Source organism: Cellulomonas sp. PhB143, assembly GCF_003752595.1.
Taxonomy (GTDB): Bacteria; Actinomycetota; Actinomycetes; order Actinomycetales; family Cellulomonadaceae; genus Paraoerskovia.
Window position 1 is genome coordinate 71,056 of record NZ_RKIJ01000017.1, and the last position, 9,521, is coordinate 80,576.

10 protein-coding genes and 1 riboswitch are annotated in these 9,521 nt (G+C 75.7%); of the genes, 7 read left to right on the forward strand and 3 right to left on the reverse strand.

All coding sequences use genetic code 11. The annotated features are described in order from the left end of the window. The first annotated feature begins 50 nt into the window (after positions 1-50). The gene (locus EDF32_RS14235; protein ID WP_123309220.1) at positions 51-1,202 is read left to right on the forward strand and encodes a GNAT family N-acetyltransferase; all 1,152 of its coding nucleotides are present in this window, start codon (positions 51-53) and stop codon (positions 1,200-1,202) included. Here EDF32_RS14235 and EDF32_RS14240 read toward each other — a convergent pair. Genes EDF32_RS14240 through EDF32_RS14250 form a run of 3 tightly spaced genes read right to left on the reverse strand, consistent with a single transcriptional unit; the run spans position 1,192 to position 4,975 of the window. Next, on the reverse strand, positions 1,192-2,238 hold the full coding sequence (locus EDF32_RS14240) for an ABC transporter ATP-binding protein (RefSeq protein WP_123309221.1): 1,047 nt from the start codon (positions 2,236-2,238) through the stop codon (positions 1,192-1,194). The genes EDF32_RS14235 and EDF32_RS14240 overlap by 11 nt on opposite strands. Continuing rightward, a complete protein-coding gene (locus tag EDF32_RS14245) occupies positions 2,238-3,911 on the reverse strand; it encodes an iron ABC transporter permease (protein WP_123309222.1) in 1,674 nt (557 codons plus the stop codon). The genes EDF32_RS14240 and EDF32_RS14245 overlap by 1 nt, the downstream gene beginning before the upstream one ends. Continuing rightward, positions 3,908-4,975 carry a thiamine ABC transporter substrate binding subunit gene (locus EDF32_RS14250; RefSeq protein WP_123309223.1) on the reverse strand — a complete coding sequence of 356 codons (1,068 nt, stop codon included), beginning with the start codon at positions 4,973-4,975 and terminating at the stop codon, positions 3,908-3,910. The genes EDF32_RS14245 and EDF32_RS14250 overlap by 4 nt, the downstream gene beginning before the upstream one ends. Positions 4,976-5,038: 63 nt before the next feature. Continuing rightward, positions 5,039-5,150: riboswitch (TPP riboswitch) on the reverse strand. Positions 5,151-5,257: 107 nt separating this feature from the next. Between EDF32_RS14250 and EDF32_RS14255 the strand changes: the two genes are divergently transcribed. From EDF32_RS14255 to EDF32_RS14280, 6 genes are all read left to right on the forward strand, one after another. Further along, complete coding sequence (locus tag EDF32_RS14255; protein WP_123309224.1) at positions 5,258-5,560, forward strand: DUF4235 domain-containing protein; 303 nt, start codon at positions 5,258-5,260, stop codon at positions 5,558-5,560. Positions 5,561-5,744: 184 nt separating this feature from the next. Next, positions 5,745-6,914, forward strand: a complete 1,170-nt coding sequence (locus tag EDF32_RS14260) for a nitrate/nitrite transporter (RefSeq protein WP_233565940.1) — start codon at positions 5,745-5,747, stop codon at positions 6,912-6,914. Between the two features lie 41 nt (positions 6,915-6,955). Continuing rightward, entirely contained in the window at positions 6,956-8,251 is a 1,296-nt protein-coding gene (gene glp, locus EDF32_RS14265) for a gephyrin-like molybdotransferase Glp (RefSeq protein ID WP_123309226.1), read from the forward strand. An 18-nt stretch (positions 8,252-8,269) separates the two neighbouring features. Continuing rightward, positions 8,270-8,773, forward strand: coding sequence for a cyclic pyranopterin monophosphate synthase MoaC (gene moaC, locus EDF32_RS14270; RefSeq protein ID WP_255414269.1), 504 nt, complete (start codon positions 8,270-8,272; stop codon positions 8,771-8,773). 91 nt (positions 8,774-8,864) lie between these two features. Next, a complete protein-coding gene (locus EDF32_RS14275) occupies positions 8,865-9,194 on the forward strand; it encodes a DUF6457 domain-containing protein (protein ID WP_123309228.1) in 330 nt (109 codons plus the stop codon). Between the two features lie 2 nt (positions 9,195-9,196). Further along, complete coding sequence (locus EDF32_RS14280; RefSeq protein WP_123309229.1) at positions 9,197-9,433, forward strand: MoaD/ThiS family protein; 237 nt, start codon at positions 9,197-9,199, stop codon at positions 9,431-9,433. Positions 9,434-9,521: the final 88 nt, after the last annotated feature.

The following is a 9,521-nucleotide window of genomic DNA, read 5'->3' on the forward strand; positions in this document are numbered from 1 at the left end:
GGGACGATTTTCCCTGGCACCCGGACCGCGCCGTCCCCGACGATGGGCGGATGACCACCGCACCCGCCTGGCGCATCGTCCTGGCCCCGCACCCGCACGACCCGGGCGACCCGCTCGCCTGGGCGTACGCGGGCCGCTGCGCCGTGGAGCTCGAGGCGCAGCGGGCGACGTGGGGCTGGGGCGACCTGGCGTACCGGGTCCAGGACGTCATCGAGAAGCTCTCCCACCAGGAGTACGTGCGCCGCGTGCTGCTCGTGGCGCTCGCTCCCGCAGCCGACGAGGCCCCGGTGGCCGAGGACCCCGTGGCCGACATCCCCGTGGCCGACGACGTCCTGGGCTACGCCTCGCTCGAGCTGCCGCTGACCGCCAACACCCACCTCGCCGAGCTGGACCTCGCGGTCCGGCCGGGGCACGAGGGCCGCGGGATCGGCGGCGCGCTCCTGGACGCGGCGGAGCGGGTCGCCCGCGACGCCGGGCGCGGCACCGTCGTCGCGAGCGCCGAGCACGCCCCCGAGCCCCCCGCCGGCCCGGCGGCGCTGGCCGCCACGACGGGCAGCGGTCGGGTCCCTCGCGACGCCCGCGCCACCCGTCTCGCGACCTCGCGCGGCTACGCGCTCGAGCAGGTCGAGCGGTACTCGGTGCTCCGGCTGCCGGTGGACGTCGACGCGGTGGCGCGGCTCGCGGCCGACGCCCGCGCGCGGGCCGGCACCGCCTACCGCATCCTGACCTGGACCGACGCGGTACCGGCCGGACGGCTGCCCGCGCTCGCCGGGCTGCAGACCCGGATGAGCACGGACGCGCCGTCGGGCGACCTCGACGTCGGCGAGGACCCGTGGGACGCGGACCGCTACGCCGAGCGCCTCGCGGCGTGGCGCCGGCGCGGGCTGGGGTTCACGATCGCCGCCGCGGAGCACGTCGCCTCGCGCGAGCTGGTGGCCTTCACGGTGCTGACCTACCCGCTCGCCGACCCGGGTTTCGCGTTCCAGGAGGACACCCTCGTGCTCACCGAGCACCGCGGCCGGCGCCTGGGGACGCTCGTCAAGACGGCGAACCTCACGGCACTCGGCGCGGTGCGCCCCGCCACCGAGCGCGTGCACACGTGGAACGCCGAGGAGAACGGGCCGATGCTCGACATCAACGTCGCGCTCGGGTTCCGGCCGGTCGGCGTCGAGGCGCTCTGGCAGCGGTCGCTCAGCGGCTGACCGCCGGGGCGGCGTCCCCGAGCCGGGCGCACCCGCGCGGGTCGAGCGCGAGGGCGACCCGGACGCCGTCGGCCCCGCTGTCCGGCAGCGCCCCGTCCGGCGCCGTCGCGACGAGCCGGCGCAGGCCGCCCTCGCCGAGATCCGCCTGCACCGTCACCTCGTGGCGCCCCCGGCGCACGACGGACCGCACGACCTCGCCCGACCAGGGACCGTCCTCGGCCACCACGAGACCCGTGGGCCCGACGGCGAGGGTGCTGCCGTCGTCGCCGGGGACGAACGCCTGGTACCCGAGGAACTCCGCGACGCGGCGCGAGGCCGGTGCCCGCCACAGCTCCTCGGGCGCCGCGACCTGCAGCAGGCGGCCCGCGTCCATCACCGCGACCCGGTCGGCGACCGCGAAGGCCTCGTCCTGGTCGTGGGTGACGAAGACCGCCGTCGTCCCGGTCGTCACGAGAACGTCGCGCAGGTCGGTCGCGAGGCGCTCGCGCAGCGATCGGTCGAGGGCGGAGAGCGGCTCGTCGAGCAGCAGCAGGCGCGGGCGCGGCGCGAGGGACCGGGCGAGCGCCACGCGCTGCTTCTCCCCGCCGGAGAGCGTGGCGACCTCGCGGCGCGCGTACCCGGGCAGGCCGACGAGCTCGAGCAGCTCCTCGACCCGGCGGGCGCGCTCCTGCGCTCCCGGCCGGCCGCCGCCCGCAAGCCCGTAGGCGACGTTGCGGCCGACGTCGCGGTGGGCGAAGAGCTGACCGTCCTGGAACATCAGGCCGAACCCGCGCCGGTGCACGGGCACGCCGCCCACGTCGTCGCCCGCCCAGGCGACGGTCCCGGCCGCGAGCGGCTCGATCCCGGCCACGGCGCGCAGCAGGCTCGACTTGCCGCACCCGCTGGGCCCGAGCAGGGCGAGGACCTGCCCCGCGGGGACGTCCAGCGACACGCGGTCGACGGCGGTCACCGCGCCCTCGCCGGTGCCCCCGGTCACGTAGCGCACGACGGCGTCGCGCACCGTCAGCCCGTCGGTCGCCGCCTGGACCGTCCCCATCAGATCTCCCCCGTCCGCTCGCCGCGCAGCTGCTCGGCGACCAGCATGACGGCCGCGGTCACGACGGCGAGCACGACGCTCGCGGCGAGCGCCATCCCGTAGTCCCCGGCGCCGGGTCGGCCGATCAGCCGGTAGATCACCACCGGCAGGGTGGCGCTGTCGGGCCGGGCGAGGAACGAGGTCGCCCCGAACTCCCCGAGCGAGGTGGCGAAGGCGAAGCCGATGGCGAGCCCGAGGGGCCGCGCGCCCACGGGCGCGTCGATCGTGGCGAGCACGCGCCCCGGCCCCGCGCCCAGCGTCGCGGCGGCCTCGCGCAGACGGGGGTCGATGGCGCGCAGCACGGGCAGGAGCACGCGCACGACGAGCGGCACGGCCACGACCGCCTGGGCGATCGGGACGAGCAGGCCCGAGGTGCGCAGGTCGACGTCGAGCCCGAGCGGCCTGTCGAGGGTGACGAGGAACCCGAACCCGACGGTGACCGCCGAGACCCCGAGCGGCAGCATGAACACGGAGTCCAGGACGCGCAGCGCGCGGCGCCCACCGGCGGCGCGCGGGCGGCGCGAGACCACCAGGGCGACGAGCCCGCCCACCACGACCGCGATCAGCGCGGCGAGGGCGGCGGTGCGCAGCGACGTGGCCGTCGCCTGCCAGACGGTCACCGACAGGGCGTTCGCGTCCCCGGTCGTGGACAGGTTCCGGTAGTTCGCCAGGCCCCAGCCGCCGTCGGGCTCGCGGAACGAGCGGGCCAGCAGCGTCCCGAGCGGCATCGCGAGCAGGCCGAGGACGACGACGGCGGTCGCCGCGAGCGGGAGGGCGTCGCGCCGCGCGCGCAGCGGCCGGGCGACGGCGCGGTCCGACGTGAGCGCGAGGGCCCGCTCGCGGCGGGTGCGCGCGCGGTTCGCGACGGCCAGGGCGGCCCCGACCACCACGAGCTGGACCACGGAGAGCACGGCGGCGGCACGGAGGTCCAGGAACTGTGTGGTCTGCACGTAGATCTCGGTCTCGATCGTGCCGTAGCCGGTGGGCCCGAGGACGAGGACGATCCCGTACGCCGTCGCGCAGAAGAGGAACACGATGGACGCGGCCGAGGCGATCGCCGGCGTCAGCGCGGGCAGGGTCACCGTGCGGAACGCGCGGGCGGGCGACGCGCCGAGCGCCCGCGCCGCCTGCTCCGCGCGCGGGTCGAGCCGCTCCCACATCCCGCCGACGGTGCGGACCACGACGCTGTAGTTGAAGAACACGAGCGCGAGGACGATCGCCGCGAACGTCTGGTCGAGGCCGAGCGCGCCGAGCGGGCCGTCCGGGGCGAGCACGGCGCGGAAGGCGACGCCGACGACGACGGTCGGCAGCACGAACGGCACGGCGACGAGGCCGCGCAGGAGCGTACGACCGGGAAAGCTGCACCTGTACAGCACGTACGCGCCGGGCACGCCGAGCAGCACGGAGAGCGCGGTCCCGGCGACGGCCTGGCCCAGCGTGATGCCGATGATCCGCCAGGTCCGGGTCGCGGAGAACACCTCGGCGAACCCGCCGAGGTCGAGCGCGCCGTCGGTCCAGAACCCCCGGCCCACGAGCGCCGCCACGGGCCAGGCGAAGAAGATCGCCAGGAACGCGAGCGGGACCGCCGCCGCGAGCACCCAGGCCGCGCGGCCGAGCCTCAGCCGATCGCTCAACCGATCACTGTGGCGGTCCACTGCTTGATCCACTCGTCGCGGTGCTCGGTGATCTGGTCCGGCGGCACGGTGAACGGCTTCGGCGACAGCGGGGCGAACTCCTCCCAGCCGTCGGGCAGGGCGGCGCCGTCGTCGACCGGGTAGACGTACATCTGCCCCGGCACGTCCTCCTGGAACTGGCGCCCCACCAGGAAGTCGACGAGCTGCTTCGCGCCGTCGGGGTTCTTCGCGCCCGCGAGCACTCCCGCGTACTCGACCTGGCGGAAGCAGGTGTCCAGCAGCGCGGCCGTGCTCGACGACGTGCCGTCCTTCGAGATCGTCTCCGCCGGCGAGGTGCTGTACGAGAGCACGAGGGGCCTCGGGCCCTTGCCCTCGGAGCCCGAGAAGTCCGTGTAGTAGGCGTCCGACCAGCCGTCGTCGACCTTCAGCCCGTTGTCCTTCAGGCGCGTCCAGTAGTCCTGCCAGCCGTCCTCGCCGAAGGCCGCGACCGTCGCGAGCAGGAACGCGAGCCCGGGCGACGACGTCGCCGGGTTCGTGACCACGAGCAGGTCGCGGTAGGCCGGCTTCGCGAGGTCCTGCAGCGTCGTCGGTGCCGGGACGCCCTTCTTCTCGAACCAGGCCTTGTCCACGTCGATGCAGACGTCCGACCTGTCGACCGGCGTCAACGAGTCGCCGACCACGTCGTCCTCCGCGGACGCGGGCAGGTCCGGGGAGACGTACGGGTCCAGGACGCCGGCGTCCGTCGCGCGCGTGGCGTAGGAGTTGTCGATGCCGTAGACGGCGTCCCCGAGGGGGGCGTCCTTGGTCAGCACGAGCTGGTTCACCAGGGCGCCGCCGTCGCCCGGGGCCACCTGCTTCACCGTCAGGCCGCTCTGCTTCTCGAACGCGGCCAGCACGTCGGGCGAGACCGCGAACGAGTCGTGCGTGACGAGAGTGACGGTGTCGCTCGAGCCGGACGAGCCGCCCGAGGCGGACGAGCCGGCGTCGTCGGACGAGCAGGCGGCAAGCCCCAGGGCGAGCGCGGCGCCCGCCGCGACGAGGCCGACGGTCTGTCGGTGCTGCATGGTTCCTCCCAGGTCGCTCAGGAGGGGACCCGCGGACATCGCCCGGACGGACGGGGTCCACGGGGTACGAGATTCCCGACTTCCTCCACCGGTACGAGCCGGATCAGGTTCGAGGGTCTGCGGCGGTCCGCACTCTCAGCGCTCACCCGCGGGCCGCGCTCCCCTGTCGTTCAGGTGCGACAGTACACCGCCGCGCACCGCTCGCAGCCCGCCCCTGGGCGACGGGCAGCGCTGCCGACTACGGTGGTCAGGACCAGTTTCCGCGTGTCACCTGGAGGTCCGATGAGCAAGAAGAAGAAGCACGACGACGACGTCGACCTGCCCACCAAGGTCGTCACCCTCGCGCTGACCGTCGCCGCCGGCTGGGTCGCGCAGAAGGCGGTGGGCCAGGTCTGGAAGAAGGCGACCGGCAACGACGCCCCGACCGACACGGACGACCCGGAGGTCGGCATCGTCCAGGCCGTGACCTTCGCGGCCGTCGCCGGCGCCGCGGCCGTGCTCGCGCGCCGCCTCGCCGCCTCGCAGGCAGGCCGCCTGACCGGCCGGTTCTTCGGCTCCGAGCCGCCGGCCGACATCGTGGACTGACCCCCCGTCGCGCGCGCGCCGTGGGGGTCGGGGCTAGCGTCTGTGCTGTAGCCGCTGCAGCCAGACCATCGACGACGACGGATCGGGGCCCGCCATGAGCCAGGGTGACGTGACAGACCGACCGGCCGACGCGTTACCTCCCGGCGACGCGCGCCCGGTGTCGGGGGCGGGCGGGTCCCGGGGGGTGCAGCTCGGGCTGTCGACGGCGGTCTTCGCCGTCAACTTCTGGGCGTGGGCGCTGCTGGGACCGCTCGGGGGGGCGTTCGCCGAGGGGCTCGGCCTCGACTCCTTCCAGCAGTCCGCGGTCGTCGCGGTGCCCGTGATCGTCGGCTCGCTCGGCCGGATCCCGGTCGGCGCCCTCACCGACCGGTACGGCGCGCGGCTGATGTTCCCGCTGATCACGTTCCTGACGATCCTGCCGGTCCTGTTCGTCGGGTACGTCGCGGACAGCTACGCCACGCTGCTGCTCGGCGGCTTCTTCCTCGGCCTCGGCGGCACCACCTTCGCCATCGGCGTCCCGTTCAACAACGCGTGGTTCCCGCCCGCGCGGCGTGGCACTGCCATCGGCATCTTCGGCGCGGGCATGGGCGGGACCGCGATCGCGTCCTTCACCACCGTGCCCATCGCGGACGCGTGGGGCCGCGAGGCGCCCTTCCTCATCGTCGCGATCGTCCTGGCGGTCTTCGGTGTCCTCTCGATCCTCGTGATCAAGGACTCGCCGGACCGTCCCGCCCCGCCCGACGAGGGCATGCTGTCCCGCTTCTGGGCCACCTTCAAGCTCCCCGTGACCCTGCAGCTCTCGTGGCTGTACGCGATCGGGTTCGGGGGGTTCGTGGCGTTCTCCGTCTATCTCCCGACGCTGCTCGTCAACCAGTACGACCTGAGCGCGAGCGACGCCGCGTCCCGCACCGCGGGGTTCGTCGTCGTCGCGGTCATCATGCGCCCGGTCGGCGGCGTCCTCTCCGACCGGATCGGCGGCGTGAACGTGTCGATCGTCTGCTTCGGGGCCGCCACGCTGCTCGCGGCGTGGCTGATCCTCGAGCCGGACCTGGTGCCGGGCGCGACGATCGCGTACCTCGGGCTCGCGTTCTTCCTCGGCGCGTCGACCGGCTCCACGTTCGCGCTCGTCGCCGAGCTCGCGCCGCCGTCCAAGGTCGGCGGCGTCACCGGCGTCGTCGGCGCGATCGGTGGTCTCGGCGGCTTCATCCCGCCGCTCGTCATGGGTGCCGTGTACGGGAACAACGGCAGCTACGGGATCGGCTTCCTGCTCCTCACGGCGGCCGTCCTCGCGACGTTCCTGTTCACCCTCGGTCCGGTACGCCGCCGCCAGCGGCTGGGGCGCGCCGCCGACTGATCCACGCCGTCCCTGCCGTGGGACCTGGCTACGGTGAGCCCATGCATCCCGCGCCGGACGGCTCTCGAACCCCCAGCCCCACCGGCACCCGCTCCGTCGAGGAGCACCTGGCCCGGGTCCTGGCCCGCGTCGCCCCGCTGCCCCTCGTGCGGGTCTCGCTCGACGACGCCGTCGGCGCCGTCCTGGGCGAACCCCTGGTCGCGGCCGCGGACGTCCCGCCCTTCGACGCCTCCGCGATGGACGGGTACGCGGTGCGCGCGCCCGACGTCGCGGGGGCACGGCCCGAGGCCCCGGTGCGGTTGCGCGTCGTGGGCGACGTCGTGGCCGGCCCGAGCGCGGCGGTCGCCCCCCTCGTCCGGGGCGCGGCGCTGCGGATCATGACAGGCGCCCCGGTGCCCGCGGGCGCCGACGCCGTCGTACCGGTCGAGCTGACCTCGACCGGGCGGTTCGACCACGGGCCGCTCGCCGCCCCGGGCGCCACGATCGAGGTCCGCGGGCCGGGCCGCGGGCACGTCCGGCACCGCGCGGAGGACGTCACCTCGGGCGACCTGCTGGCCGACGCCGGAGCACCGGTCACGTCCCGCCTCGCCTCGGTCGCGGCCTGCGTGGGCCGCACGGACCTGCTCGTCCACCGCCGCCCGCGCGTCGTCGTCGTCTCCACGGGGAACGAGCTCGCGGCGACGGGCGTCGTGCCCGTCGCCGGCGAGATCCCCGACTCCAACTCCTTCCTGCTCGCCGCGAGCGCGCGCGACGCGGGGGCGGACGTGGTGCGCCGCGGGGCGGTCCCCGACACGACCGACGCCCTGCGCGCCGTCCTCGACGAGGCCGCCGAGCGTGCCGACCTGATCGTCACCTCGGGCGGCGTCAGCGCAGGGGCGATGGACGTCGTCCGCCACCTGCTGACCACCGCACCGGAGGCGGACGACGCGGACGTCGCCGCGGTCGCGATGCAGCCGGGCAGGCCGCAGCTGCTCGCCCGCTGGCGCGGTGTGCCGGTCCTCGCCCTGCCGGGCAACCCCGTCGCGGCGTTCGTCTCGTTCGAGCTGTTCGTGCGGCCGGCGATCTCGCGCCTGCGCGGCGCCGTCGCGCCCGCCCCCGCCCGGGTCACGCGGCGGGCGGCCTCGGCGTGGGCCTCGCCCGCAGGGCGCCTGCAGGTCGTGCCCGTGGTGCACGACGACGACGGCCGGGTCCGGCTCGCCGGGGCCCCGGACGGGCGCGGGTCGGGCTCGCACCGGGTGTCGGTGCTCGTGCGGGCGGACGCCCTCGCGCTGGTCCCCGCCCCCGTGGGCACGGTCGCGGTCGGCGACCCGGTCGACGTCGTCCTGCTCGGCGGTTGACGGTGCGAGAGTAGGAGCGTGACGAGCACACCGAACCCCCCTGACGCCCGCTTCACCCATCTCGACGACGCCGGGCACGCGCGCATGGTGGACGTGACCGAGAAGCGCCCGACCGTGCGCTCGGCGACGGCGACCGGCACCGTCCTGTGCGCGCCGCCCGTCGTGGCCGCGCTCCGGTCGGGGACGGTGCCCAAGGGCGACGTGCTCGCGGTCGCCCGGATCGCGGGCATCGCAGCCGCCAAGCGCACCCCCGAGCTCCTGCCGCTCGCCCACGTCATCGGAGTGCACGGCGCGGTGGTCGACGTCGAGGTCGCCGACCACGGCGTCGAGGTCCGGGCGACCGTGCGGACGGCGGACCGCACCGGGGTGGAGATGGAGGCGCTGACCGCGGTCGCCGTCGCCGGCCTCGCCGTGGTGGACATGGTCAAGGGGCTCGACAAGTCGGTCGAGCTGACCGCCGTCCGGCTCCAGGCGAAGACCGGCGGGAAGTCCGGCGACTGGGCGCGGCCGGACGGTCCGTGAGGTCCGGTGGGCGCCGGCGGGGCGTGCGACGATCGGCGGGGACAGGAGCACGCACGACTGCCGAGAGGCGAGAGAACGAAGGAGCGAGACCGTGACGAACGACCTGGAGCGGTGGGCGGAGGCCGTCGCCGACGAGCTCGGCGTGGACATCGACGTCGTCGACGTGGCGGGGGTGCTCGACCTGGCGCGCGACGCCGCCCACCAGGTGGAGCGCCCGGCGGCCCCGCTCACGGCGTTCGTCGCCGGGTACGCCGCGGCCACCGCGGCAGCCGAGGGGGCGGACCCGCAGGACGCGGTCGACGACGCGCTCTCCCGCGCCTCCGAGCTCGCGCTGGGCTGGAGCTCGGAGCCCGTCGTCGCGCTCGGTGAGGCGGGGACCACGGGCGGCGACCCCACGGGCGGCGACGAGGACGAGGCCTGAGCGTGCCGCGGGTGCGCTACTTCGCCGGCGCGCGGGACGCTGCCGGCGCCGACGCCGAGGACGTCGCCGCAGCGACGCTCGGCGAGCTGCTCGGCGGCCTCGCCGCGCGGGACGCCGGCCTCGCCGACGTGCTCGCGCGGTGCTCGGTGCTCGTCGACGGCGTCCGCACCGCGGAGCCGTCGACACCGCTGGGCGGCGACGTCACCGTCGACGTTCTGCCCCCGTTCGCGGGCGGCTGACGGCGCGTCGGCCGGGTGCCCGGTCGACGCCGGACCGCCCGCTCGGGAGGCACTCGCACGGGGTGCGGGACATACTCGCGAGAGATCG

Bases quoted from the DNA above. Each gene is read 5' to 3' on its own strand.
- EDF32_RS14235 (WP_123309220.1), top strand. From the start codon at position 51: ATGACCACCGCACCCGCCTGGCGCATCGTCCTGGCCCCGCACCCGCAC.
- EDF32_RS14240 (WP_123309221.1), bottom strand. From the start codon at position 2,238: ATGGGGACGGTCCAGGCGGCGACCGACGGGCTGACGGTGCGCGACGCC.
- EDF32_RS14250 (WP_123309223.1), bottom strand. From the start codon at position 4,975: ATGCAGCACCGACAGACCGTCGGCCTCGTCGCGGCGGGCGCCGCGCTC.
- EDF32_RS14255 (WP_123309224.1), top strand. From the start codon at position 5,258: ATGAGCAAGAAGAAGAAGCACGACGACGACGTCGACCTGCCCACCAAG.
- glp (WP_123309226.1), top strand. From the start codon at position 6,956: ATGCATCCCGCGCCGGACGGCTCTCGAACCCCCAGCCCCACCGGCACC.